We start from the raw sequence: 24,917 nt of genomic DNA on the forward strand, positions 1-24,917 counted from the left end.
TTTCTGCGAAAAAACTGCGGAATATCGCATCCTCATCTGCGAGGAAATAGGGGCACTTCAACGAAAGGAGTGCCCCACATGCAACATCCTGTCCCATCTATTCAATCCGGCAGAAACATTCTCCGGTCTTCCCCTGACAGCGCACCTCGCCTGGCACTGAATGAGCATGAACTAGCTGCACGCTGGGGCTTGTCCGTCAAGACGCTGCGCCGTTGGCGCCAAGAATCCCTTGGACCAGTTTTCTGCAAGTTTGGTAGCCGCGTCACCTACCTGATCGCGGAAGTCGAAGCGTTTGAGCGGCGCGTATCGCGTTACTCGACCTTCGCTCGGACCTATGCGTAAGGAGGCGGCCATGAACGATCTGACCCTATTCCCCGCCGACATCGCCGAAATGTCAGTCAGCCAACTGGCCGCGTTGCCACCCGAGATCAAGCACGAGATTGATAGGAATCTCGACGCCGCCATCGATTGGCTCAAGCAGTCCCGCAGCAAATTCGATGCGGCGCTGAATCAGTCCTATGGCGAAAACGCCCGCGCTGTACTGCGTGAGTCTGGCCGCGATTTCGGCACCGTCCACATCAGCGACGGCCCACTGCACATCAAGTTCGAGTTGCCCAAGAAGGTCAGCTGGGACCAGGCCCAGCTGGGCGAAATCGCTAAGCGCATCGCTGGATCGGGCGAAAAGGTCGAGAGCTATCTCGACATCAAACTGACTATTTCCGAGTCCCGCTATACGAACTGGCCACCAGCGCTGCAAGCGCAGTTCGCTACCGCGCGCACGGTAGATGCCGGCAAGCCATCTATCACCCTTTCCATCGATACGGAGCAATGACCATGAGTCTCCAGCTTATTCCTTTTGATTTTGAAGGGCACCAGGTCCGTGTCGTTACCGATAAACACGGAGAGCCTTGGTTTGTCGCAGCAGATGTCTTGAACACACTTACCCTCGATCGCAAGGCACTGGAGCGCCTTGACGATGACGAAAAGGGTGTGAGTTCAGTTCACACCCCTGGCGGCTCGCAGGAAATGACCACCGTCAATGAGCCCGGATTGTTTGGACTCGTGCTTGGCAGCCGTAAGTCGGAGGCCAAACGTTTCAAACGCTGGGTGACTCATGAGGTACTGCCCGCGATCCGCAAGACCGGCAGCTATGCTGTCCCCGGCACACTGGCAGCCTTGCCAGCACCGACCTACGACCGGGTATCCGCAATCCTGCTGATCGGAGAAGCAATCGCCAAGGTGCCGGGCGTGAAACCGGGTATCGCGGCGGCGGCAACCCTGACCTGTATTCATGAGAACACGGGCATCACCACCGAGGTGCTACGCCGCGCACTGCCTTCGGCCAATGAGCCGATCTGCGCGCTCAACGCCACCCAACTTGGCAAATTGCTGAACAGGTCGGCCAAAGCCACGAACCAATTGCTCGCATCCAGTGGCCTTCAGTTCCGTAACGATCGTGATGAGTGGGAACTAACCGAGACGGGTGAGTCCTGGGCAGAGGCCATACCGTACTCGCGCAATGGCCACAGCGGCTACCAGATCCTCTGGAATCCAGCGGTTGCAGAACAACTGAAGGAGGTGGCGTGATGTCGCTTCCAATCATCTCTGCGCAACAACGCCTGGCCGAGCGTAAGGGTGTCAAATTGCTGTTGTTAGGCAAACCCGGCATCGGCAAAACCACTCGGCTTAAAGACCTCGACCCGGTCAGCACCTTGTTCCTCGACATCGAGGCCGGTGATTTGGCCGTGGCTGATTGGCCGGGTGACACTATTCGCCCGGCATCTTGGCCGGAATGCCGCGATTTCTTTGTGTTTCTCGCCGGTCCGGACTCGTCATTGCCAACAGAGGCTGCATTTTCGCAGGCGCATTTCGATCATGTCGTCGAGAAATTTGGCGACCCCGCCCAACTCGATCGTTATCAAACCTTTTTCGTGGATTCGATCACGCAACTGTCTCGCCAGTGTTTTGCCTGGTGCAAGACACAGCCTGGCGCGGTCAGCGACCGTACCGGAAAGCCTGACATGCGCAGCGCTTACGGGCTGCTCGGCCAGGAAATGGTCAGTGCCCTGACCCATTTGCAACACGCCCGCGGCAAGAACGTGGTGTTTGTCGCCATCCTCGATGAGCGTTTGGATGACTACAACCGCAAGATATTCGTGCCTCAGATCGAGGGGAGCAAGACCAGCCTGGAACTGCCCGGCATCGTCGACGAGGTAGTGACGCTAGCCGAAATCAAGGCTGATGACGGCAGTATCTATCGCGCCTTCGTCACACACACCGTCAATCCCTACGGCTTCCCAGCCAAGGACCGCAGCGGTCGTCTTGACCTGCTGGAACCTCCACACCTTGGCGATCTGATCACCAAATGTGCCGGTATGCCCACCGCACAGCTCACATCTCAGGAGTAATCACCATGACCAGCAATAACTGGAACGACTTCAATGATGCCGAATCGCAGCAATCCGGCTTCGATCTGATTCCCAAAGGCACCCTCGTCCCTGTGCGCATGACCCTCAAACCTGGTGGATATGACGATCCATCGCAGGGCTGGGGTGGCGGTTATGCCACCGAGTCATTCGAAACCGGCTCCATCTATCTGGCCGCAGAATTCGTGGTCACGGCAGGCGAGCATGCCAAACGCAAGATGTGGAGCAACATCGGCCTGCACTCGAAGAAGGGGCCGACTTGGGGGCAGATGGGGCGCAGCTTCGTTCGCGCCGTGCTCAATAGTGCTCGCAACATCCACCCACAGGACAACACTCCACAGGCCGCTGCCGCACGTCGCATCCAGGGCTTCCACGAACTGGATGGTCTGGAATTCCTGGCCCGCGTAGACATTGAGAAGGACGGCAAGGGTCAGGACCGTAATGTGGTCAAAGTCGCCGTCGAACCCGATCACCCCGACTATGCCAGGTTGAAGGGTGTGCCAGCAAAGACGAATTCCGGCAGTGGCAATTCCGGTGCACCCGCACAGGCACAGGCACAGGCACAGGCACAGGCACAGGCAATGCCAGCGTATCAGTCGTCTACGCCACAACGTGCACCAGGGATGGGTAAACCGTCCTGGGCACAGTGAGGGGGGCCATGAAATGCTGGGTTTGCAAACGACAGGCACGGGGTTTCGGCCACACGGACAGTCGTCACAAGACGGGCGATCCCCGACGTTATCCCGTCGACTGGGTGTTCTGCTCGCAACGCTGCCAGAACGCGTTTCACACGTTGTACGGCAACTGGCTGCGGGTCAAGGAGGGCTACGTCGACATCAAGGAGGTCACCATGATCGATCCGTCTGATGTCGAACTGGCCGCGATGAAGCAATGCCTCAAGTCCTTCGGCGAGGCTGCAGGCGAGATCGGTTTTACGAAGCCGCTGGGCGACTATTCCGAAGCCGAGGCGCTGCAGGTAATCAATGCCATCGTCACCTGCTGGACGGAAGCGATGGTCACACACCACGAACAGAGCAAGTTCCCGCCCGTGCGGGGCTTGCCACCCACGTCCGATCCGCTGGGGCAGCCATTCGCCGATCTGAAGGAAGACCTGCCATGGGAGACGAAGCCATGATCGACTTCAACACCTCATCGAGCATTTCCGGCCAGGTCACGGCTTTGGTCGACGGTGGAATGCAGCAGGCCCACGCCCGCCAGTCCGAGCGCCAGTATCTCGGCGCCTCGCGCCTCGGGGTGGCCTGCGAGCGTGCACTGCAATTCGAATACGCCAAAGCCCCCGTCGACCCCGGGCGCGAGTTCTCCGGACGGATACTGCGTATCTTCGCGCGCGGCCATGTGATGGAGGACTGTATGGTGGCCTGGCTGCGCGATGCCGGGTTCGACCTGCGCACCCGCAAGGCCGATGGTGAACAGTTCGGTTTTTCTGTGGCCGATGGTCGCCTGCAGGGGCATATCGACGGTGTCATTGTCGATGGCCCCGAGGGCTTCGCCTATCCCGCACTCTGGGAAAACAAGTGCCTGGGCATGAAGTCCTGGCGGGAACTGGAGAAAAACCATCTCGCACAGGCCAAGCCTGTGTATGCCGCGCAGGTGGCGACCTACCAAGCCTATCTCGACCTGCACGTGCATCCGGCGCTTTTCACGGCGCTCAATGCCGACACGATGGAGATCTACACCGAGTTCGTACCGTTTGATGCCGCCTTGGCGCAGCGCATGTCGGATCGGGCGGTGAAGGTCATTACGGCCACTGAAGCCGGTGAGCTATTGCCTCGTGCTTTCGTTGACCCGACTCACTTCGAATGCCGCATGTGCGCCTGGCAAGAACGCTGCTGGAGTACCGAATCATGAATGACAACCCGTCAAACAAAGTGAATCACACGGCAATCAACAACGTTCGGCCTGATTGGCATAACGCCAAGCTGGCGCGCGACATCGAGCCCATGATCGATGCCAAACAGGCCTCGGCAGCATTCTGCCTGCCGTACTACTGGTTTGCCGACCAGTCCATGCGCGCCAAGTACCGGATTCCCCACTATGTCATGGGTGGGCTGGTGCGTTATCGCTTGTCTGAGCTGTCGGCATGGGCGGCACGCAGTGGTGCAGTCCAGAACCGTGATAACAAGGATGGGAATCATACCGTGGGGGTGTCGAATGATTGACTTCAACGACACACTTCCGCCCTGTGAGCACAACCGCGATGCAGAACGGGATGAGATTCGTGCCGAATTACTCGCCCGATTGGAATCGGTGCTGTTCACATTATTCCCAGCAGGCAAGAAACGCCGGGGTACGTTCCTGATCGGCGATGTGCTGGGCAGTCCTGGTGACAGTCTTGAGGTCGTGCTCGACGGCGACAAGGCGGGATTATGGACCGATCGTGCCGACAACTCTGGTGGCGACATCTATACGCTGATCGGCGGGCACTTTGGCCTCGACGTACTGCACGATTTCCCGCGCGTGCTGGACACCGCGGTTAACCTTCTCGGTCGTGCCCGGGCCGTGCCCGTGCGTAAGTCCAAGCCGCGAGCCATCCCGGTGGATGAACTGGGTCCAGCCACTGCCAAGTGGGATTACCTCGATGCCGCAGGCAAATTGATCGCGGTCGTGTATCGCTATGACCCACCCGGCGGCAAGAAGGAATTCCGACCTTGGGATGCCAAGCGGCGCAAGATGGCACCGCCCGATCCACGCCCGCTCTACAACCAGCCAGGAATGAAGGATGTCGCACAGGTCGTATTGGTCGAAGGTGAAAAATGTGCGCAGGCGCTGATTGATGCGGGCATTGTGGCCACCACCGCGATGCACGGTGCCAACGCCCCGGTCGAAAAGACCGACTGGTCACCACTAGCCGGCAAGGCTGTCCTCATCTGGCCCGACAAAGACAGACCCGGCTGGGAGTACGCAGATCGTGCAGCACAGGCCTTACTGCTGGCCGGCGCGCAAACCTGTCACATCCTATACCCCCCCGATGATGCACCTGAGAGTTGGGACGCAGCCGATGCAATCCAGGATGGCTTCGATGTCACAGCGTTCATTGCTCATGGCCCTCGTCTACAGATGCATCATCTCGCTGATGACCCTGCGAATGAAGCCTTGAACACCTGTGACAGCGACGAGAGTTGTGTATGGGGCACCGAAGATGCACTGGCGCTGTCCTTTACTCGACGCTACCACCGCGATTGGCGTTATGTTGCGGCTTGGGGCCGTTGGCTGGTCTGGGACGGTCGACGCTGGCGAGCGGAAGACACTTTGGCGGCCACCGACCTGGTCCGGCATGTCTGTCGTCACGCCGCCATCAATGCTAGCAACCCCAAGACTGCAACCAAATTGGCAGCGTCAAGTACGGTCAGCGGGGTCGAGCGACTAGCGCGCGCAGATCGTAGACATGCCGCCACCACCGAAGAATGGGACGCCGACCCATGGCTGCTCAACACTCCCGGCTGCGTGGTCGATCTGAAAACCGGCCGAGAACGTTCACACGAGCGCACTGACCGCATGACCAAGATCACCACAGCCACGCCAGGCGGAGACTGCCCAACCTGGAAAAAATTTCTGGATGAGGCCACCGGTGGTGACAGGGACTTGCAAACCTATTTGCAGCGGATGGTGGGCTATGCCTTGACGGGTTCCACCCGTGAACATGCCTTGTTCTTCCTGTATGGCACCGGTGCAAATGGCAAATCCGTGTTCGTGAATACCTTGGCCACCATCTTCGGTGACTACGCCACCAATGCGCCCATGGATACCTTCATGGAAACGCGCACCGATCGTCATCCAACCGACATGGCGGGATTGCGCGGCGCGCGCTTCGTGGCGGCCATCGAAACGGAACAAGGTCGGCGCTGGGCCGAGTCCAAGGTCAAAAACCTCACGGGTGGCGACAAGATCTCGGCACGCTTCATGCGCCAGGATTTCTTTGAGTTCTTCCCGCAATTCAAGTTATTCGTGGCGGGCAACCACAAACCGGCGATCCGCAACATCGACGAAGCGATGAAGCGACGGCTGCACTTGATCCCATTCACGATCACGGTTCCGGCTGAACGTCGTGACAAACATCTGCAGCAGAAATTGCTGGCCGAGCGCGACGGCATCCTCGCCTGGGCCATACAAGGCTGTCTCGAATGGCGACGTCTGGGCAGGCTCGATCCACCGCAGCAGGTTGTGGATGCCACCGAAGAGTATTTCGAGGCCGAAGACGCGCTGGGGCGATGGTTGGACGAGCGCTGTGATCGGGTGGCCACGGCCAAGTCTTTGACAACTGAACTGTTCAATGACTGGAAACAATGGGCCGACACCACCGGAGAATACGTCGGGACACAACGACGCCTTTCTGACCAGCTCATCACCCGAGGTCTGGAGAAATGGCGCAACGGTGCAGGTATCCGCGGATTTCAAGGCATCTGCCTTAAATCTCCGCCGGCGCCCGCCTACACCCCCTATGCGGACAACTGATCACATGAAAAATCTCGGGTCTGACACAGTCGACACAGTTCTACGTAACTCTCTACACGCGCGCGCCACACGCGCCTCATAGAGGGTTTCGAGAAACTGTGTCGACTGCGTCAGAGCGATACGAAAGGAATGCCGATATGCACATCACTCTTCTATCACTTGACCTGGGCACACACACGGGTTGGGCACTGCTGCACACGGACGGCACCATTACCAGTGGCACGATGCATTTCACGCCACAGCGCTTCGAAGGTGGCGGCATGCGTTTTCTACGTTTCAAGCGCTGGCTCAATGAAATCAAGCAATCGGTCGATGGACTCGATGCGGTGTACTTCGAAGAAGTTCGCCGTCATGCCGGTGTCGATGCCGCTCACGCCTATGGCGGGTTTATGGGACATCTGACCGCATGGTGTGAGCATCACCAGATCCCCTATCAAGGGGTACCGGTGGGCACCATCAAAAAGCACGCCACCGGCCGGGGCAATGCCGGGAAGGAAGACATGATCACGGCAGCTCGCAGCAAAGGTTTTTTGCCAGGCGACGATAACGAAGCCGATGCCTTGGCACTGTTGGATTGGGCCCTCAATCAACAGCAGGAGGATGTCCTATGAAGACGCCAAAATCACAGTACCAGTGTCCGCTGGGCAAAGCACAACCGCAGGCCATGGATGCGGAATTGGTCAAACAGCAAGGCTGGCGGCATCAGCACATCCTGGTGGTCACAGCCGAGGATCCGCGTCTGGATTGGATTGAACGCGAATTCATCCGTCAGATTGGGGAGCGGCTGTACGGAGAGGAGATCAAACATGGCTAACTGGAATCTGGATCTGGTTGCAGAGCGCCTCATTGAGGCCGCTGAAACCGCTCAGCGATTACCCGCGGTTCGAGTGACAGGTTACTTCAATGTTTGGCCGATGCTGGTCCGTGAGCCTTGGGAGGCCATGGGTGAGCCAATGCCTTTTCGGCGGCCGCCACCCTCCCCGCTTGCTATCGAACGTATGCAGGAAGTCATGCGCTGGATGCTGTGGCTGGAAGTCGAGCAACGCCATCTGGTTTGGCTACGCGCGCGGAAAGATCCCTGGAAAGACGTCTGCCGCCGTTATGGCTGTGATCGCACGACGGCATGGCGCTGGTGGTCGAGGGCACTACTGACCATTGTTGAGCAGCTCAATCGTGCCGGTTGACCGGAAAAATGATGCTATAAAGACAGGGTGGATCGGGTAAACGAAATTGGCGACAGAAACCTTCACATGTAGTTCATGTGAAAATTAACCATCGCCAATCGGTAGTTTTACTACGGATTCCATTGAGGGAATTTGCGGAATTTGTTAAATTCTCTCCTGTACCCAGCTGCATGGGTACTGTTCGAATTGTCCAACGGCAAAACGAACCCTCTTCTCCTCCTCCTCGACCCGATCGTGGTTTGCTGAGCAAACTGGTCGGGTGTTTTTTTGCCATTATGCAGACGGTCAGTTTCAGGCACAAGCACATTGTATCCACGTGTGACATCGTGTTGCATCCTACCCACACCCCAAAAAATAGCACCAAGTAGAGTAATACTTCCCACCATTGTCCTCGGTTTGGGCATTTGTCCATTTTGAGACGTTGGGGCCGTGCAACATTTTGTCCGATTCGGGTGTATATTCCTGCTATGCTCACGAGCAACGAGCGAATGAAGGCTGCAGCCCCCTGCGGCCTTTCCTTTTTTGTATGGCTGATCGGCATGCTTGGCAATTTCACGGGTCCTTCCCTGCCCTAAACCAATACGGGTGGGCGCAGCGCAGGGTTTCGCTAGCGTCAGTCCCGAAATCCGGGTTCGCAGTTCGCACCCGGTTCGCACTTATCTTGGAATCTCATGAATCAGCTGCAGATTGAAATGCGCCCGATCGCGGTGCTGCTTCCGTACGTCCGTAATGCGCGCACCCACTCCGAGGCGCAAATCGCCCAGATCGCCGCCAGCATGGTCGAATTTGGCTGGACCAATCCGATCCTGGTCGACGGGAGCAATGGCGTGATCGCGGGCCATGGACGTTTGCTCGCCGCGCGCCAATTGGGTTTCAGCGAAGTGCCGGTGATCGAACTCGCCCATCTCACGCCCAATCAGAAGCGCGCCTATATTCTCGCCGACAACAAATTGGCCGAGAACGCGGGTTGGGATGAGGCACTGCTGCGACTGGAACTCGCTGATCTGAAGTTGGCTGATTTCGATCTCGGCTTGGTTGGTTTTGATCCGGATGAATTGGATGATCTGCTGTCTCCGGCAGACGGCGAACAGGTCGGCTTGACTGATGACGATGCCGTACCGGAGGTCACCGACAATCCCATCAGCCAGCGCGGCGATATTTGGTTGCTGGGCGAACATCGCCTGTTGTGCGGCGATGCCACGGACCCAGCCGATCTGGAATTGCTGATGGCTGGCGAGTTGGCAGACATGGCCTTCACCGATCCGCCCTACAACGTGAACTACGCCAATACGGCCAAAGATAAATTGCGCGGCACCCATCGACCGATCATGAACGATGACCTGGGCGAAAACTTCGCCGGTTTCCTGTCTGCTGCTTGCGCCAACTTACTTAACTTCACCAAGGGTGCGGTTTACATTGCGATGAGTTCGAGCGAACTCGATAACTTGCAGCAAGCCTTCCGCGGGGCCGGAGGTAAATGGTCCACCTTCATCATCTGGGCCAAGAATACATTTACCCTCGGTCGTGCCGATTACCAGCGGCAATATGAACCCATTCTCTACGGCTGGCGCGACGGCACTGATCACTACTGGTGTGGGGCGCGCGACCAAGGCGATGTCTGGTTCGTGAACAAGCCGGTCAAAAACGACTTGCACCCGACCATGAAACCGGTGGAACTGGTTGAGCGTGCGATTCGCAACAGCAGCAAGACGCGCGATATCGTGTTGGATTTGTTTGGCGGCTCAGGTACGACCCTGATCGCGGCAGAAAAAACCAACCGTCGCGCCCGGATGATTGAACTCGATCCGAAGTATGTCGATGTGATCGTGCGACGCTGGCAGGAATACAGCGGTCAGCAAGCTATCTCTCATGCAAATGGACTGGCTTTCGATGCTATTGCTAATAGCCGCGATCAAAACGATGCCAGTCCATCACAGTAATTTTTTGAGTTCCTCAACCGACAAAGGTGGATTTTGCCGGTGCAGCATCGCATGACAGTTTGGACATACAGGTACTAAGTCTTTAACCGGATCCACTTCGTAGGCATCACCGATTTGGCTGATGGGCGTTAGATGGTGGACATGAATGAAGCCTTTACCTAATGCGCCATATTTAACCGCGAAATTGAAACCACACACCTTGCATGTCGTACCGTGGTGATCAATGCAGGCATCCCTGGCCTTTTTATCCCGCTCATACCGGTTGACGTAGATCAGCATTCGAGTGCCTTCGATAAATTCAGCACCATCTTTTGCAGGGATTTCATCGATGAAATCACAGCCAAACTCGGTAGTCTTAGTGTCTGGCGCGAAGGTCCAGTCGATTCTGACCGGCTGCTCAATCTCCCGATGCGGGTGTGGTATGCCGATGCCTGCAAAGGTAAACGGAGACCGATCTTCGTCGCGATAAAACACAAAAACTCGATAATTCGGCGAGATCAGATTTTGGATGGCCTCTTGCCCGAAGTGTGATTGTGTTTTTCCATGCCAGACAAGACGCTCTTCTTCCCAGTGATTGTCATAATCATGACCAGTCCGACCAGGTATGCCAATGCTGCAAAAAATGAAGTAATCCGTATCATGCCGATGATAGCCATTCAGCCAGTCTCCGCCCCGCTGAGCTTCCGGGATCGCCAAAATGTCATAGATATTTTGGCGTGTGTATTGCGCTCCAACCTTGAACATAATGGCATGTATAGGAAACTGAGATGGCACACATGATGCCTGATCCAAATTGATCAGCATATGACCATCTCAATCACGTTTTCAAACAGCATGATAAACCCGGCTACCACCTTCTGATTTGTGCGACACGATCGTGATGCAGAGCTTCTTGCTGATCTGGCTCAAGGTGCCACGCACGGTATGTTTGAGCCAACCGGTGGCCGCGGTCAGCTCGTCGAGCGTGGCGCCTTCTGGGCGCGACAGCAACCGGATGATCTCGGCCTGCTTGGTATTGCTGCGAGTACGTGTCGCGGGCACGGTGGTCGTTTCTGCCGGGAGGGCTGAGACATTTACGCCGATAGCGGCATACCCCTGTGCAGTTAGGCAGAACACGGCATCCGGCGATGCCCAGAAAATCAATCCAGCCTTGCTCATGCTGCCCAGCACCTTGGCACGGGCGCCGCCTCTTACCCCTTCCGGAAACCAATGGAGTTGGCCCTGCGGGTGTTCGGCCGCAGCCATCAATATTGCGGCTTGTGTAGCTGAAATGGTCATAATCATTCTCCTTGAGGAGTTGCTCTGGCATCGTGCCAAGGCATAGTGTTTACTCTGCGAACTCGCCTTCTTTGAAATAAATATCAGTGACTTGCTGCATTAACTTGATGTAACGATCGAGGTCGCCGACATGACTCCAGTTCGCTCTGTCCGGGTCAATTCCGAAACGCGTGTCGCTCATCAGTTTTAGGCGTTGCACCAAGGCATCGAATTCGTTCTCCTTGGCGATAAAAGCTTCGATTGCGGTTTGGTTGGTAGCCATGTTGTGTCTCCTTGATTGCGGGGTGTGACTATATGAACGCTTCATTCCGGAAGATCATCAAGTCATTTCTCCATCATTTCTGCGGGTTTTGAATGGGTATTTCGATCCGGGCCTACGCCCGCGAACGCGGGGTGTCCGATGCCGCGGTACGCAAGGCGATCAAAGCCGGACGGATCACGCCAGAGGCCGATGGCACCATCGATCCCGTACGTGCCAACCGGGAATGGGTGCGCAATACCGATGCGGCACAACAGCGTAGTCAGAACCGACTGGTGCCCAATACCGCCATCACCACCGTGCGTGAAACATTGGGTGATACCCCGCAATCCATGGGTGGCGGCACCACACTGTTGCAAGCTCGCACGGCCAATGAAGTCCTCAAAGCCCAGACCGGTAAAGTGCGGCTGGCCCGACTCAAGGGCGAACTGGTTGATCGATCGCAGGCGCTCGCCCATGTTTTTATGCTGGCGCGGTCAGAGCGTGATGCCTGGCTCAATTGGCCATCACGCGTGTCGGCGCAAATGGCCGCTGAATTACAGGTGGATCCCCATGCGCTGCATGTGACGCTGGAGCGCGCTGTTCATGACCATCTGAATGAAATGGCTGAGATCAAGGCGAGGATTGATTGATGAGGTAACCTAACCGTGATGGCCTACGACGGCGCGCAGGAAATCGAAGCCGCATGGCAGGAAGGATTAAAGCCTGATCCATTACTGACGGTATCAGAATGGGCTGACCGTTATCGCCACCTGTCAGGTAAGTCCGCGTCCGAACCTGGTCGTTGGCGCACCAACCGCACCCCGTATCTCAAAGAAATCATGGATTGTTTATCGCCGACGTCACCTGTCGAGAGAGTGGTGTTCATGAAAGGCGCCCAGGTCGGCGGAACTGAGTGTGGCAATAACTGGATCGGCTATGTCATCCAGTTGGCGCCGGGACCGATGATGGCGGTGTCACCCACCGTCGAGATGGCCAAGCGCAATTCAAAGCAGCGGATCGACCCGCTGATTGATGAGTCGCCAGAACTGTCCGAGCGCATCGCGCCCCCGCGCGCCCGGGATTCTGGCAACACCATTCTGGCCAAGGAGTTTCGGGGGGGCGTGCTGGTCATGACCGGAGCCAACAGCGCGGTTGGCCTACGCTCGATGCCGGTGCGCTATCTATTTCTGGATGAAGTAGATGGTTATCCGCAGGACGTCGACGGCGAAGGTGATGCCATCACACTGGCTGAAGCGCGTACGCGCACGTTCGCGCGGCGCAAAATCTTCATCGTTTCTACGCCCACCATATCGGGTGCTTCGGCGATTGAGCGCGAGTACGAAGCCTCGGATCAACGCCGTTATTTCGTGCCCTGCCCCCATTGTTCACATCGCCAGTGGCTACGTTTCGAGCAACTGCGCTGGGATAAAGATCGGCCGGAAACGGCTGCTTACATCTGCGAATCTTGTAATACCGCGATTGCTGAGCACCATAAAACCTGGATGCTGGAACAGGGACAATGGCAAATAACCGCAAACGAATATGCGGGGAGGACAGCAGGGTTTCACTTGTCTTCGCTCTACAGCCCAGTGGGGTGGCGCAGTTGGCGTGACATTGCCGCAGCATGGGAAGGTGCCGTGAACAAGGAAACCGGTTCTGCATCGGCCATCAAAACCTTCAAGAATACCGAGCTGGGTGAAACCTGGGTTGAAGAAGGCGAAGCACCGGATTGGCAACGATTGGTCGAGCGCCGCGAGGACTACCGGATCAGCTCCGTGCCGTTGGGTGGCTTGTTGCTGGTGGGCGGGGCCGATGTACAGAAGGATCGCATCGAGGTTTCGATCTGGGCCTTTGGTCGCGGCAAGGAAGCTTGGCTGGTCGAACATCGGGTGCTGATGGGCGATACCGCCCGTGATGCCGTATGGCAACGTCTCGGCGAGTTGCTGGCTGAGCGCTGGACACATGTCTTAGGCGCCTTGATGCCACTGGCCCGCTTTGCGCTAGATACCGGCTTTGCCACGCAGGAATCTTATGCCTTTGTCCGGGGATGCCGAGATCCACGGGTGATGGCGATCAAGGGAGTGGCACGCGGTGCGGCACTGCTTGGGACTCCGACGGCAGTCGATATGACCCAAGGCGGCAAGAAACTGCGCCGCGGCATCAAAGTATTCTCAGTGGCGGGCGGCATCGCTAAGCTGGAGCTGTATAACAACCTGCGCAAAACCGCGGATGTCGAAACCGATGGCGTCACAATCCGTTACCCCACCGGTTTCATCCATCTACCGAAGGTAGATGCCGAGTTCATCCAGCAACTCTGCGCCGAGCAACTGATTACCCGCCGTGACCGTAACGGCTTTCCGGTGCGCGAGTGGCAAAAAATGCGTGAACGCAATGAAGCGCTCGACTGTTACGTCTATGCCCGCGCCGCTGCATCGGCGGCAGGACTGGACCGCTTCGAGGAGCGCCATTGGCGTGAACTGGAGCGACAACTGGGCATGGCGTCCTCAGCAGATCCACCGCCCACGATACCGAGTACTAATAATAGCGGTGAGGCCACCCCTAGCGGTGGCCTTGTTGTTTCTGGCACTCGCTCTGCAGGCAGGAGCGTGATCAAGAGCCGTTGGCTGAGCCGATGAGAACCTGATGACGTACACCCTCACCCAACTCGACGCCCTCAAACGCGCCTTGGCCACAGGAGAACGGCGCGTGAGCTTTGGCGACAAGACCGTGGAATACCGTTCCGTCGAAGAACTCCAGGCGGCAATTCGCACAATCGAAGCGGAGTTGGCCCGAGGCCAGGGCAGCCCACTCGCACGGCAAATTCGCATCACCACACGAAAGGCAACCTGATGGGCTGGTTTCGCAAGTTGCGGCGCGAGCTGTTTGGCACGGCACCGACCTATGATGGCATCGGTAGCGGACGCCGGGCACTTGCCTGGCAAGTCGGCAATCCCGGCGCGGTCGCCGCGCTGGCGTACACCCAGAACGAGTTGCGCGCCAAGAGTCGCGATCTGGTACGGCGCAATGCCTGGGCGGCGGCGGGTGTCGAGTCCTTCGTCTCGAACGCCATCGGCACCGGCATCAAGCCGCAGAGCATGCTGGCCGATCAAACTGTGCGCGAGGCCATTCACAGCCTGTGGTGGGATTGGTGCGAGGAAGCCGACGCCGTAGGACTGACCGATTTCTACGGACTGCAGGCCCTGGCCTGTCGCGCCATGCTCGAAGGTGGGGAATGTTTGGTGCGGCTGCGCTATCGCCGCCCTGAGGATGGAATGGCCGTCGGACTGCAATTGCAGTTGCTCGAGCCCGAGCACCTACCGGCCACCCTGAATCATGAATTGGCCTCTGGCAATGTGGTGCGGGCCGGAATCGAATTTGATCGTCTTGGCCGGCGTGTGGCGTATCACCTCTATCGGTCACATCCTGGTGACGGTTCGTTGGCACCGATGTCCGGCACTGGCGGCATCGACACGGTGCGCGTACCAGCCATTGAAGTGATTCACGTGTTTCGGCCCTTGCGACCGGGACAGATTCGCGGCGAACCGTGGCTCGCCCGGGCGCTGGTCAAGCTCAACGAACTCGACCAATACGACGATGCCGAACTCGTGCGCAAGAAAACCGCGGCGATGTTCGCTGGCTTTATCACGCGCCTGTCGCCTGAGGACAATCTGATGGGCGAAGGACTGGCGGACGCCAGCGGTGTGGCATTGGCCGGACTCGAGCCGGGCACGATGCAGATCCTGGAACCTGGGGAAGATGTGAAGTTCAGCCAACCCGCCGACGTCGGGGCGAGCTATGCCGAATTCCTGCGCATGCAGTTTCGGGCGGTGGCTGCGGCGATGGGCATCACCTACGAGATGCTGACCGGAGATCTGACGCAGGTGAACTACTCCTCGATCCGTGCGGGATTGCTGGAATTCCGGCGCCGGTGTGAGGCCATCCAGCATGGCGTGATCGTCCATCAGTTGTGTCGCCCGATTTGGCGTGCCTGGATGGAGCAAGCCGTCCTCGAGGGAACACTGGTGCTGCCCGGTTTCAGCCGTCGTCGCCGTGAGTATCTGTCGGCCAAGTGGATTCCGCAAGGCTGGCAGTGGGTCGATCCCAAGAAAGAATTCGATGCGATGCTGACCGCGATCCGTGCAGGACTCCTGTCACGCTCAGAAGCCATTTCAGCCTTTGGTTATGACGCAGAGGATATCGATCGCGAGATCGCAGCTGACAACCAGCGTGCGGATGAACTCGGTCTGGTCTTCGATTCTGACCCGCGCCACGACCAGCCGATGCAGATGGCGGGTTCTGCCAAGTCGGACGACTCAACCCCTACAAACGCTTGAGGTCGCGATAGAAATTCGCGTGCGGCCCTGCCGCAGTGCGTAGCTCACGGGCGTTTCGATCGCGGCATAAAAACAGTCGTTTCGTCACGGGGCTCGGACAGGGCCACCAGCGACTCGGCGATGAAACCCACCGGCAGATCCGGATTATCCAGCGCCGCACGCCCGATCTTGGCACAGTACTCGATCGGCCCGGCGATCGTGCGGTGCTCGCTCATGGCGTCGCTACGCGCCTGGTCGTAGAGCTTCTGCTCGATGTGAATAGAGGTCAACGTGCTCATTGTGAGCCTCTCTGCGGACAAAGATTTTTACCACTTTCAATTTGCCACAAACGTGGTGAATCAACCAAGGAATATCGACGATGCTGCTTTCCCATCTGGCGTCCCGCATCATCGGGACGCCGCTTCTCATTGCGCGTCCGAAACTCGATGTCATCCTGTCGGTGCTCGGTTCGCGGATCGGTCTGCCCGAAATGGATATGGCACTCCCGATGCCAGCGCCGAAACTTGCGCACGCGTCATCGCCGACGGGTATCGCCGTAATTCCCGTGGTGGGCACCTTGGTCAAACGTGTGATGGGTATCGACGCGGCCTCCGGCTTGATGTCTTACGATGAGATCGGCGCGCGTCTCGACGCTGCGCTGGCCGATCCACAGGTCGCCGGCATCCTGCTCGATATGGATTCGTCCGGGGGTGAAGCGGGTGGCGTGTTCGAACTGGCAGCGCGCATTCGCACCGCCAGCCAGATCAAACCGGTCTGGGCGCATGCCAACGATGCCGCTTATTCCGCTGCCTATGCTATTGCCGCCGCGTGTGAACGCCTGACACTGTCACAGACCGCTGGTGTCGGCTCCATCGGCGTGATTGCGCTGCATGTCAATCAAGCGATCAAGGACGCCAAGGATGGTCTTATTTACACCGCTGTCTACGCTGGCGATCACAAGAACAATTTTTCACCACACGAAGCGCTAACGCCGCAGGCCACCACGGCATTGCAGGCGGAAGTCGACCGGCTCTACACCATCTTCGTCACCCAAGTCGGACACATGCGTGCGCTCGATTCAGAGGCCATTCGTGCCACGGAGGCTGGCGTGTATTTCGGGGAGCATGCCGTGACCGCAGGACTGGCCGATGCGGTGATGCCGTTTGATCAGGTGCTGGCCGAGTTCGCCGATGCGCTGGCCACCAAACGTCGATTGGTTTCCCCACAAGCGACGCAAGCCAGCGCAACGCCTTCTATCCACGCAAACCCGGAGAACCCCATGAATGATCAAGAAGATATCGACGGTATCGATCCTGTAGGTGAAGTGACCGATGTGCCGACTGACATAACGCCCAATGAGGACCCTGCGCATATGAACGACACACCCCAGCTAGACATGGCCGCCAGTACACAGCTCACGCCGTCGGCAAGCAACGGACGCATCGAAGCCCAGGCCATCGCTGAGCTGTGCCTGATTGCCGGCCAGCCACAGCGTACCGTGGAATTTTTGGCTGCTGGTTTGAGCGAAGCACAAGTCCGGCGCGCCCTGCTCGAAGCTCGGGCCGACCAGCCGGAGATCACTTCGCGCATCACGGCTGACACCGGTACCTCCCTGCGCCCGGAAAACAGCCCGGTGGTCGCCGCCGTCAAAAAACTCAACCCCAAGGAGTAAGTCATGCCCACCCTCTTGCAACCTATGAATCTCGGCGACCTATTGCGGTATGAAGCACCGAATTTGTACTCCCGCGACCAAGCCATTGTCGCTACGCCACAAATCCTGTCGTTGGGCACCGTACTGGGGCGCGAAACCGCCACAGCAAAACTCAAGGCCTTTGACCCCACCGCCACCGATGGTTCTGAAATCGCTGTCGGCGTGCTCGGTAACGACATCGACGCCACACTGGCGGATCGCACCGACGGCATCCTGATCGCCCGGCACGCCATCGTGGCACGCGATGCCTTGCTCTGGCCAACCGACATCACGGCACCGCAGCAGGCGGCAGCCATCACCCAATTGGCAACCCTGGGCATTCTGGTCCGCAATACTGCCTGATTCGTTCTAATGATCTACTCACTCCCATTCCAACCCGCTGGCCCAGCGGGTTTTGTCATTTCTGGAGATCTCAAATGCAAAATCCTTTTGCAAACCCCGGCTTTTCGATGGCCAGCCTGACGGCGGCCATTAACCTCATCCCCAACCGCTACGGCCGCCTGGAAGAATTGAACCTCTTTCCTGCGAAGCCCGTACGCACCCGCTCGGTCGTGGTGGAATCACGCAACGGTACGCTGAACCTGTTGCCCAGCCTGCCTCTCGGCAGCCCCGCTACCCAGAACAAACATGACAAACGCCAGTTGTACTCCTTCGTTATCCCGCACATTCCGTTGGAAGACGTGGTGCTGCCCGAAGAAGTCATGGATGTGCGGGCGTTCGGTTCGGAAACCGAGATGGAAACGGTGGCTCAAGTCATGGCCCAACATTTAGAGTCCATGCGTAACAAGCACGCCATTACGCTTGAACACCTGCGTATGGGCGCCTTGAAAGGCGTGATTCTCGATGCCGATGGCAGCGTGCTACACAATCTCTTTGATGTCTTCAAGCTCAATCCGGGCGCGGTTAACTTCCAGCTCAATGTGGAAGCCACCAATGTGCGCAACAAATGCGCAGACGTGATTCGCACCATCACCGAAAACCTGCGCGGCGAATTCATGACTGGAGTACGTTGTCTATGTTCGCCCTCCTTCTTTGCCAAACTGACCGGTCACAGCAAGGTCGAAAAGGCCTTCGAGAATTACGCTCAGGGGTCCATGCTGCGCGACGACGTTCGCAACGGTTTTGCTTTTGGTGGCATCGTTTTTGAAGAGTACGTTGGCAAGGCAAGTTATCTGGATAGTGCGGGCACCAACCAGACTCGGGATTTCATCGCTGACGGGGAAGCCCATGCGTTTCCGCTGGGCACGGTAGATACCTTCGCGACCTATTTTGCGCCGGCCGATTTCAATGAAGCGGTGAATACGCTCGGGCAGCCACTCTATGCCAAACAGGAGCCGCGTAAATTTGATCGCGGCACAGACCTGCATACGCAATCCAATCCGCTGCCGATGTGTCACCGCCCGGGTGTCCTGGTCAAACTGACGACGGCCTGATGGACGTCACGACATTTTACGAGGCTGCCCAACGGTCGGGGTTGCTGACGGCCGTGATCGCCGCTGGAAATAAGGTGTATTGCGCTTTCCGTGCCCCGGACGAAACCGTACTCGACGGCCTGGCCCTGTCGACGGACTACACCCTCCGCTATCCACTGGCGTGGCTCCCTGCCTTGGCACCCGGCCAGTCGGTCGAGGTGGCGGGTCAAACTTTTCAGGTGCGGGAAGTACGCGCGATCGGCGACGGCAGTGAACGGCTAGCGACACTATCGCGCGCCTGAGTTATTTACCTGCCCAGCCGTTACTCAGCATGCGGATGATGCTGGCATTGGCAGCGCGTCGGTCAAACAGTTCAGGGTCGAAGTCATCGTCCCCCAACCACTGCAGCAGGTCTTGCGCTTCTTCGCTGTGTGGATCGTTACGCAAGGTTTCCACCAAATGCAGATAGCCTGGAACGCCCCCCACGTCTTCAGGCGGACAGGCCCGTGCGCCTGCCTCCACCCAGGCTGAACCGCGCGGATCGTCCTCGCAGTCCTCAATGTGCTGCACGGTAATGACATGGTCCCAGCCCTCGCCAAAGTCATAGCGATAGAGCAACTTGTCGCCCTCGGCCAACAGGCGGTTGAGATACATCTTGCGTGAATCCTGTGTGGGGATGTTCCACATCACATCGTCCGGACGCGGGAGCGCATAACGGGTCTCGCGGATTTCGAAGTCGTGCATGTGCACATCGCTCCAACCAAAGGCGGCCTGAATCACATGGTGCAATTTGGCCAGGCTGATGCGCCCGTCCACCACCACGCGGCGCCAGATCAGCGGCTTTAGGTCGGCCGGACACAGGGCAATGTGCAGGGTGTAGAGGCAAGGGGCGCTAAAGCTTGAACGATGTTTCTTACGCGGGGCGACGGCCATGATCGAAATTTCGGGCAATTGAATATGCGCCATTTTACGTACCCGCCCCCTAAAACCAAGGAAATTCCACCCATGAACTCCATTCGCGAACGGATTCTGCGCGAGATCGTTGGCCGCCTCACCCCTGCAGTGGCGCCCTGCCCCTTGCTGCGGCAACCCACGCTACCGGTAACGCGTGACGCCAGCCCGGCCTTGCTGCTCTTCGCTGAAAGCGATCGTATCGACACGCACGTCAATGACCTGGTCGAGCGCACCTTGCTGTTGCGCCTGGTCGTCCTCAGTCGCGGCGAAGCAGCTTTTGATCAGGCAGACCAGATGCTGGTTGTGGCACATGAGGCCTTGTTGGCAGACCCCAATCTCGGCGGTCTGGCCTTGGGCATCAGCGAAGTCGACTGTGAATGGGAGGCCGAAGACGCCGATGCCGGCGCCGTAGCCCTGCCCGCACGCTACGAAATCCGCTACCGCAGCTACGCGCGCGATCTGACGCGCGCCTGATCCCTTCTCATCTCCGTCTCAACTCACTCTTTGGAGTCTGACCATGCCATATTTTTCTGGGCAGGGCCGCGTCTACCTGGGCGCTCGCGACAACAACGGCCAGCCCTTGGGCTTGAGCTACGTCGGCAACGTGCCTGAACTCAAGGTCGCGCTGTCGGTGGAAACCCTGGAACACCAGGAATCCAGCAGCGGCCAACGACTGACCGACCTGCAACTGATCAAAACCAAGAAAGGCGAATTCTCCTGCACGCTGGAAGAACTGATCGCGAGCAATCTGGAGCTGGCGCTGTATGGCACTACCCGCACCCAAACCAGTGGCACGGTGAGCGACGAAGCGCTGCCCAATCCGGTGACGGTCGGCAGCCTCTATCTACTGGCCCGGCAGAATGTTTCAGCCGTGGAAATACGGGATGCGTCGGTCACGCCTAAAACGCTGCCAGCCGAGCAATACAACCTAAATGCCAAGCACGGCTCGCTGCTCATTCAGGATAAAACCAGTGGCGGCCCCTACCTCGAGCCATTCAGCATCGATTATGCCTATGGCGCAGCTCAGACCACCTCACTCTTTACCCAACCGCTGCCGGAGCGTTGGGTGCGGTTCGAAGGCTTGAACACCGCCGACAGCAACCGCGAAGTGGTGATCGACCTGTATCGGGTTGCGATCAATCCCGCCAAGGAGCTGTCATTGATCACCGATGAACTGCTCAAATTCGAATTATCCGGGCAAGTGCTGGCCGACACGCTCAAGCCGGCGCATGGGGAATTGGGTCAGTTTGGTCGCATTGTCTTGTTGTGAGGACTGCCATGAATGACTTTGCTGCATTTCCGCCGCAACCGGTTTCAATCGAAATTGCCGGCGAGGCGCTGGCGATCACCCCGATTCGGGTCGGTGAAGTGCCCGCCTTGCTGGCCGCGATCCAGCCGTTTGCCGATCAACTGGCCAGCGCCGAGCCAGACTGGCTCACCATCCTGAGCCGCCACGGTACTGCGCTACTGCGCACCCTGTCCTTGGCCTCACGACGACCACAAGCGTGGATCGACGACTTGCCACTCGATGCCGCCATTGCCCTGGCCACGACGCTGTTCGAGGTGAATGCCGATTTTTTCGTGGAGCGGGTGATGCCGGCCGTGCAAGCCGCGAGCGAGCGCATCCACGCCTGCCTAGATCAAGTACAACCTGGACCCACGCCCTCCACCGCCTCATCCGCGCCGGCCACCGTTTCTCCGACATCCTGAATTACACATTGGCACAGTTCGAAGCCTTCTTGCACGCCGAGTCGGTGCGGGAAGGCGAATCGCTCGGCCTGCACCTGACCCTCACCGCAGTCGCCAGCCAGGGCGATAAACGGGCCATCGAGCACCTGCTGCGTGAGTTGAATCATGAAACTGAATCTGACCACCGCCGGCCTGTTTGAACCCCAGCAGTTTGCAGCCTGGTCCAGTGCGCACCGACAAGCCATCCATCAGGCCGTGGCACGCGGCATGCAATCCGGCGGGCGCGCGTTACGCGATGCGGCTCGGGGGCAAATGCGCAGTGCCTTTGCAGTGAAACGCAGTGGTTTCGTCTCCTCTCTGCATTCGCGGCTGATCGACAAGAAACCCAATCGCCTGCCGGCGCTGTGGATCGGCAGCAAGATCCCCTGGTTGGGTCTGCACGAAACCGGCGGCACGGTATCGGGCAATCTGCTGATTCCACTGCTGCCGAATCGCATCGGTCCGAAACGTTTCCGGCAAGTGATCGAAGCTTTACTGCGCTCGGGCAATGCCTTCTTCATCCAGAAGCACGGCAAGGTGTTGCTGATAGCGGAGAACCTGCGCGAGAACGCTGCGCCGTTGACTCGGTTCAAACGTGCAGAACGGCAGCGCAGCGGCGTGAAACGGCTGCAGCGCGGCCAGGAAATCCCGATCGCGGTACTGGTCAAGGCGGTGACACTGAAACGCCGGCTCGATTTGCGCGGCACGGTCGAGCGCGGACTACCGCGTCTGGCAGCGGCCATTCAACAGGAACTGGTAAAAATCCATGGCCACTAATCGTGCGCAACTGCTGATTACCGCCGTCGATCAGACCCGAACCGCCTTTGATTCGATCAAGCGCAATCTGGGTGATCTGGGCCATGCCGCCAAGTCGCTCAACGGGCTGCTCGGCGGACTGGGCATCGCTCTGTCTGCGGCCAGCCTCGGCGCCATGGTCAAGACGGCGCTTGATTCAGCCGACAGCTTGAATAAGCTGTCGCAACGGGTCGGTATCACGGTCGAATCGTTATCGACGCTCATGCCGGTCGCCGATCTGGCCGGGGTCTCAGCCGAGAAATTCGAGGCCGGGCTGCGCAAACTGGCCTCGCAAATGCTCGCGGCCAGCAGCGGTTCCGAGGAAGCCACGCGGCGCTTTGCCGCTGTCGGCGTCACCTTCCGCAACCAGGATGGCACGCTGCGCGCCACCGATCAGGTCTTGCTCGATCTGGCCGATCGCTTCAAGGCGATGCCCGATGGCGCGACCAAGACCGCGCTGGCGGTCGAATTGTTCGGTAAATCCGGCGCGGAAATGATCCCGTTCTTAAATCAGGGCCGGGACGGCGTCGCGGCCCTGACCACGGAACTGCAAGCATTAGGCGTGCAGCTTAGCAGTGACACGGCGGCGCAGGCCGAAGTCTTCAATGACACCCTGGCCAAGGTACGATTGGCCGTTTCTGCCATCGCCAACCGCCTTCTCGAAGCCTTCCTGCCGGCCATGAACGAGATGGCCAACGGCATGGTCGAGTCAGCCAAGCAAGGTGGCACGCTGCGCGCGATTCTGGATGGCATCGTACTGGCACTGAAGGTGCTGGCCCTCGGTGCCGCCACGGTCGGTAAAGCTTTCGTCGCCTTGGGTGAGGCCATCGGCGCGGGCATGGCCGCAGCCGTGGAAGCGCTGTCGGGCAATGTCGCCGGGGCCAAAGCCATCATCACCGAACTCAAAGGCAGTTTGATCCAGCGCCTGGATGAACTGGCGGCTTTTCGGGACAGTTTATTTGATCCCAAGCCCGTCACGGTGCGTGCGCCAGGACTCAAAGCAGATCCGGCGTTGCTGGAGCGCTTGCGCGCCCCGGGGCAGCGTCCCAGTGATCCCAGCAGCGGTCATTTGGCATTGGCCAAAGCCCAGGCGGATACGGAACTCACGCTGCTCAAAGATGCCCTGGCCCGCCAGACACGCAACCTGGATCAAGCGCTCGACGATCGGCTCATTTCGCTCAAGGACTTCTATGCGGCTAAAACCTTGCTGGAAACTCAGGCCATTGAGGCCGAGCTTGCCCGCACGCAAGCCCTACTGACGGAACAGCAGCGACTGGCTATGTCGAGGCGCGACGAACCCGTCCGACTCAAGGCTAAAGCCGAGGTCGCCAAGCTCGAGGCAGAGCTCATCGTATTGAATAATAAGCGCGCGGATGTCGAGATGGCGAATGCACGCAAAGCCGCTGACGCAGAACGTGCGCTGCGCGAAGAGTTGGCCCGGGTACGTGACGAACTGGGCGAACTTACTGGTACCGCAACCGCTGCAGACCGCCGCGCGGCGATCGAACGCCAGTATCAACCGCTTTTGGAACGGCTACGTGCCGAAGGCAACTCGCAAGGTGTCGCCACGGTCGGTCAGTTAATCGACGTAAAGGCCGCCAGTGCCGATCTTGCCGCCTTTGAGCGCGACTTCAATGCAGCACTGACCCGCATGCGCACCACCGAGGAGTCGATCAATCTGCAGCGCCAGGCTGGGTTATTGACGGAAACCCAGGCGCGCGAACGCATCGTGCAATTGCACGGGCAGACCGCGACGGCCCTTGATCAGATGCTGCCGCGCATGGCTGCTGTGGCCAGCATCATCGGTCCGGATGCAGTGAATCGGGCGGCTGAATTCGGCAATCAGATCACCAGTCTGAAACAGGTGACCAATGAAGCCGGGCTTGCCTTGCAAGGGGCGGTGCAGAACGGCATGGCCGGGATGTTCAAGGATCTGCTCAGCGGTGCCAAGAGTGCTTCGCAGGCGGTGTCTGAATTCGGCAAAAGCATCCTCAACACTTTTTTGGATCTGATTTCGCGCAAGCTCGCCTCCAAGCTGACCGAGAGCCTGTTCGGTGCGGTGGGCGGCAGTGCTGGCGGCGGCATGGGTGGGCTATTCGGTTCGATTGGCAGCCTGTTTGGGTTACAGCTGGCGGAAGGCGGTTTCGTTTCCGGCCCAGGGACGGCCACCTCGGATTCGATCCCAGCGCGCCTGTCCGACGGCGAATACGTGGTCCGGGCTGCTGCCGTGCGCCAGGTCGGTGTGGCGTTTCTGGAAGGCATCAACCGCCTCGGCCATGGCCCGACGCTACGGCGACTGCCCGCGCTCGCTTTTGCGACCGGAGGCTTGGTCAGTGCCCCCGCCGCGCCGACCGATCCACTGGTCAATCTGAATCTGCGTGTTGCGCCCGAAGCTTTGCACATGACCTTGAGCAACTGGCTCGAAGGCGAATTGGCGCGCATTCACGCCAACCGTTGAGGAA

At 58.6% G+C, this 24,917-nt stretch carries 32 protein-coding genes; 27 read left to right on the plus strand and 5 right to left on the minus strand.

Annotated elements, in window-relative coordinates; all coding sequences use genetic code 11:
* Positions 1-78 precede the first annotated feature (78 nt).
* From AC0KVQ_RS09850 to AC0KVQ_RS09910, 13 genes are all read left to right on the plus strand, one after another.
* Positions 79-342 (plus strand): hypothetical protein, encoded by a 264-nt coding sequence (locus AC0KVQ_RS09850; protein WP_473420984.1) that lies wholly within the window; start codon positions 79-81, stop codon positions 340-342.
* Between the two features lie 10 nt (positions 343-352).
* On the plus strand, positions 353-832 hold the full coding sequence (locus AC0KVQ_RS09855) for a hypothetical protein (protein WP_473420985.1): 480 nt from the start codon (positions 353-355) through the stop codon (positions 830-832).
* A gap of 2 nt (positions 833-834) precedes the next feature.
* Positions 835-1,587: a BRO-N domain-containing protein gene (locus AC0KVQ_RS09860; RefSeq protein WP_473420986.1), complete on the plus strand. Its 753-nt coding sequence runs from the start codon at positions 835-837 to the stop codon at positions 1,585-1,587.
* Positions 1,587-2,408: an ATP-binding protein gene (locus tag AC0KVQ_RS09865; RefSeq protein ID WP_473420987.1), complete on the plus strand. Its 822-nt coding sequence runs from the start codon at positions 1,587-1,589 to the stop codon at positions 2,406-2,408. The genes AC0KVQ_RS09860 and AC0KVQ_RS09865 overlap by 1 nt, the downstream gene beginning before the upstream one ends.
* A gap of 5 nt (positions 2,409-2,413) precedes the next feature.
* The gene (locus AC0KVQ_RS09870) at positions 2,414-3,076 is read left to right on the plus strand and encodes a hypothetical protein (RefSeq protein WP_473420988.1); all 663 of its coding nucleotides are present in this window, start codon (positions 2,414-2,416) and stop codon (positions 3,074-3,076) included.
* An 8-nt stretch (positions 3,077-3,084) separates the two neighbouring features.
* Positions 3,085-3,561: a DUF6511 domain-containing protein gene (locus AC0KVQ_RS09875; RefSeq protein ID WP_473420989.1), complete on the plus strand. Its 477-nt coding sequence runs from the start codon at positions 3,085-3,087 to the stop codon at positions 3,559-3,561.
* A complete protein-coding gene (locus AC0KVQ_RS09880) occupies positions 3,543-4,295 on the plus strand; it encodes a hypothetical protein (RefSeq protein ID WP_473420990.1) in 753 nt (250 codons plus the stop codon). Before AC0KVQ_RS09875 ends, AC0KVQ_RS09880 begins: the two co-directional genes overlap by 19 nt.
* Complete coding sequence (locus AC0KVQ_RS09885; RefSeq protein WP_473420991.1) at positions 4,292-4,606, plus strand: hypothetical protein; 315 nt, start codon at positions 4,292-4,294, stop codon at positions 4,604-4,606. The genes AC0KVQ_RS09880 and AC0KVQ_RS09885 overlap by 4 nt, the downstream gene beginning before the upstream one ends.
* Positions 4,599-6,899 (plus strand): phage/plasmid primase, P4 family, encoded by a 2,301-nt coding sequence (locus AC0KVQ_RS09890; protein WP_473420992.1) that lies wholly within the window; start codon positions 4,599-4,601, stop codon positions 6,897-6,899. The genes AC0KVQ_RS09885 and AC0KVQ_RS09890 overlap by 8 nt, the downstream gene beginning before the upstream one ends.
* Before the next feature lie 137 nt (positions 6,900-7,036).
* Entirely contained in the window at positions 7,037-7,510 is a 474-nt protein-coding gene (locus tag AC0KVQ_RS09895) for a crossover junction endodeoxyribonuclease RuvC (RefSeq protein WP_473420993.1), read from the plus strand.
* Complete coding sequence (locus AC0KVQ_RS09900) at positions 7,507-7,713, plus strand: hypothetical protein (protein ID WP_473420994.1); 207 nt, start codon at positions 7,507-7,509, stop codon at positions 7,711-7,713. The genes AC0KVQ_RS09895 and AC0KVQ_RS09900 overlap by 4 nt, the downstream gene beginning before the upstream one ends.
* Positions 7,706-8,083: a DUF6362 family protein gene (locus AC0KVQ_RS09905; RefSeq protein WP_473420995.1), complete on the plus strand. Its 378-nt coding sequence runs from the start codon at positions 7,706-7,708 to the stop codon at positions 8,081-8,083. Before AC0KVQ_RS09900 ends, AC0KVQ_RS09905 begins: the two co-directional genes overlap by 8 nt.
* A 671-nt stretch (positions 8,084-8,754) precedes the next feature.
* A complete protein-coding gene (locus AC0KVQ_RS09910; RefSeq protein ID WP_473420996.1) occupies positions 8,755-10,023 on the plus strand; it encodes a site-specific DNA-methyltransferase in 1,269 nt (422 codons plus the stop codon).
* On the opposite strand, the gene AC0KVQ_RS09915 is transcribed toward AC0KVQ_RS09910, so the two are convergent.
* Genes AC0KVQ_RS09915 through AC0KVQ_RS09925 form a run of 3 tightly spaced genes read right to left on the minus strand, consistent with a single transcriptional unit; the run spans position 10,015 to position 11,563 of the window.
* Positions 10,015-10,827, minus strand: coding sequence for an HNH endonuclease (locus AC0KVQ_RS09915; RefSeq protein ID WP_473420997.1), 813 nt, complete (start codon positions 10,825-10,827; stop codon positions 10,015-10,017). The two genes, AC0KVQ_RS09910 and AC0KVQ_RS09915, sit on opposite strands and share 9 nt — an antisense overlap.
* Positions 10,828-10,848: 21 nt before the next feature.
* Positions 10,849-11,301 (minus strand): DUF3489 domain-containing protein, encoded by a 453-nt coding sequence (locus tag AC0KVQ_RS09920; RefSeq protein ID WP_473420998.1) that lies wholly within the window; start codon positions 11,299-11,301, stop codon positions 10,849-10,851.
* A gap of 49 nt (positions 11,302-11,350) precedes the next feature.
* Positions 11,351-11,563, minus strand: a complete 213-nt coding sequence (locus tag AC0KVQ_RS09925) for a hypothetical protein (protein WP_473420999.1) — start codon at positions 11,561-11,563, stop codon at positions 11,351-11,353.
* A gap of 92 nt (positions 11,564-11,655) precedes the next feature.
* On the opposite strand from AC0KVQ_RS09925, the gene AC0KVQ_RS09930 reads away from it, so the two are divergent.
* From AC0KVQ_RS09930 to AC0KVQ_RS09945, 4 genes are read left to right on the plus strand one after another with little or no spacing between them, the layout of a single operon-like run.
* A complete protein-coding gene (locus tag AC0KVQ_RS09930; protein ID WP_473421000.1) occupies positions 11,656-12,192 on the plus strand; it encodes a hypothetical protein in 537 nt (178 codons plus the stop codon).
* 18 nt (positions 12,193-12,210) lie between these two features.
* Positions 12,211-14,178 carry a phage terminase large subunit family protein gene (locus AC0KVQ_RS09935; RefSeq protein ID WP_473421036.1) on the plus strand — a complete coding sequence of 656 codons (1,968 nt, stop codon included), beginning with the start codon at positions 12,211-12,213 and terminating at the stop codon, positions 14,176-14,178.
* A 7-nt stretch (positions 14,179-14,185) separates the two neighbouring features.
* Positions 14,186-14,392, plus strand: a complete 207-nt coding sequence (locus AC0KVQ_RS09940) for a phage head-tail joining protein (protein WP_473421001.1) — start codon at positions 14,186-14,188, stop codon at positions 14,390-14,392.
* Complete coding sequence (locus tag AC0KVQ_RS09945; protein ID WP_473421002.1) at positions 14,392-15,876, plus strand: phage portal protein; 1,485 nt, start codon at positions 14,392-14,394, stop codon at positions 15,874-15,876. The genes AC0KVQ_RS09940 and AC0KVQ_RS09945 overlap by 1 nt, the downstream gene beginning before the upstream one ends.
* Positions 15,877-15,920: 44 nt before the next feature.
* On the opposite strand, the gene AC0KVQ_RS09950 is transcribed toward AC0KVQ_RS09945, so the two are convergent.
* Complete coding sequence (locus AC0KVQ_RS09950; RefSeq protein ID WP_473421003.1) at positions 15,921-16,145, minus strand: TA system antitoxin ParD family protein; 225 nt, start codon at positions 16,143-16,145, stop codon at positions 15,921-15,923.
* A gap of 89 nt (positions 16,146-16,234) precedes the next feature.
* On the opposite strand from AC0KVQ_RS09950, the gene AC0KVQ_RS09955 reads away from it, so the two are divergent.
* The 4 genes from AC0KVQ_RS09955 (at position 16,235) to AC0KVQ_RS09970 (ending at position 19,280) form a co-directional block, all read left to right on the plus strand.
* Positions 16,235-17,527 (plus strand): S49 family peptidase, encoded by a 1,293-nt coding sequence (locus tag AC0KVQ_RS09955; RefSeq protein WP_473421004.1) that lies wholly within the window; start codon positions 16,235-16,237, stop codon positions 17,525-17,527.
* A gap of 3 nt (positions 17,528-17,530) precedes the next feature.
* A complete protein-coding gene (locus tag AC0KVQ_RS09960) occupies positions 17,531-17,908 on the plus strand; it encodes a head decoration protein (protein ID WP_473421005.1) in 378 nt (125 codons plus the stop codon).
* 74 nt (positions 17,909-17,982) lie between these two features.
* The gene (locus tag AC0KVQ_RS09965; protein WP_473421006.1) at positions 17,983-18,999 is read left to right on the plus strand and encodes a major capsid protein; all 1,017 of its coding nucleotides are present in this window, start codon (positions 17,983-17,985) and stop codon (positions 18,997-18,999) included.
* A complete protein-coding gene (locus AC0KVQ_RS09970) occupies positions 18,999-19,280 on the plus strand; it encodes a head-tail joining protein (protein ID WP_473421007.1) in 282 nt (93 codons plus the stop codon). Before AC0KVQ_RS09965 ends, AC0KVQ_RS09970 begins: the two co-directional genes overlap by 1 nt.
* A gap of 1 nt (position 19,281) precedes the next feature.
* Here the strand turns inward: AC0KVQ_RS09970 and AC0KVQ_RS09975 are convergent, their stop codons facing one another.
* On the minus strand, positions 19,282-19,944 hold the full coding sequence (locus AC0KVQ_RS09975) for a plasmid pRiA4b ORF-3 family protein (protein WP_473421008.1): 663 nt from the start codon (positions 19,942-19,944) through the stop codon (positions 19,282-19,284).
* A gap of 39 nt (positions 19,945-19,983) precedes the next feature.
* Between AC0KVQ_RS09975 and AC0KVQ_RS09980 the strand changes: the two genes are divergently transcribed.
* The 6 genes from AC0KVQ_RS09980 to AC0KVQ_RS10005 are packed head-to-tail and all read left to right on the plus strand — an operon-like array spanning position 19,984 to position 24,913.
* Positions 19,984-20,406 (plus strand): hypothetical protein, encoded by a 423-nt coding sequence (locus tag AC0KVQ_RS09980; RefSeq protein ID WP_473421009.1) that lies wholly within the window; start codon positions 19,984-19,986, stop codon positions 20,404-20,406.
* Between the two features lie 43 nt (positions 20,407-20,449).
* Positions 20,450-21,202 (plus strand): phage tail tube protein, encoded by a 753-nt coding sequence (locus AC0KVQ_RS09985; protein ID WP_473421010.1) that lies wholly within the window; start codon positions 20,450-20,452, stop codon positions 21,200-21,202.
* 8 nt (positions 21,203-21,210) lie between these two features.
* The gene (locus tag AC0KVQ_RS09990) at positions 21,211-21,642 is read left to right on the plus strand and encodes a DUF6631 family protein (protein ID WP_473421011.1); all 432 of its coding nucleotides are present in this window, start codon (positions 21,211-21,213) and stop codon (positions 21,640-21,642) included.
* Between the two features lie 8 nt (positions 21,643-21,650).
* A complete protein-coding gene (locus AC0KVQ_RS09995; RefSeq protein ID WP_473421012.1) occupies positions 21,651-21,821 on the plus strand; it encodes a hypothetical protein in 171 nt (56 codons plus the stop codon).
* Positions 21,787-22,437 (plus strand): DUF6441 family protein, encoded by a 651-nt coding sequence (locus AC0KVQ_RS10000; protein WP_473421013.1) that lies wholly within the window; start codon positions 21,787-21,789, stop codon positions 22,435-22,437. The genes AC0KVQ_RS09995 and AC0KVQ_RS10000 overlap by 35 nt, the downstream gene beginning before the upstream one ends.
* On the plus strand, positions 22,427-24,913 hold the full coding sequence (locus AC0KVQ_RS10005) for a hypothetical protein (protein ID WP_473421014.1): 2,487 nt from the start codon (positions 22,427-22,429) through the stop codon (positions 24,911-24,913). Before AC0KVQ_RS10000 ends, AC0KVQ_RS10005 begins: the two co-directional genes overlap by 11 nt.
* Positions 24,914-24,917: the final 4 nt, after the last annotated feature.

The sequence above is a fragment of the Formivibrio sp. oc-25 genome (assembly GCF_055810895.1).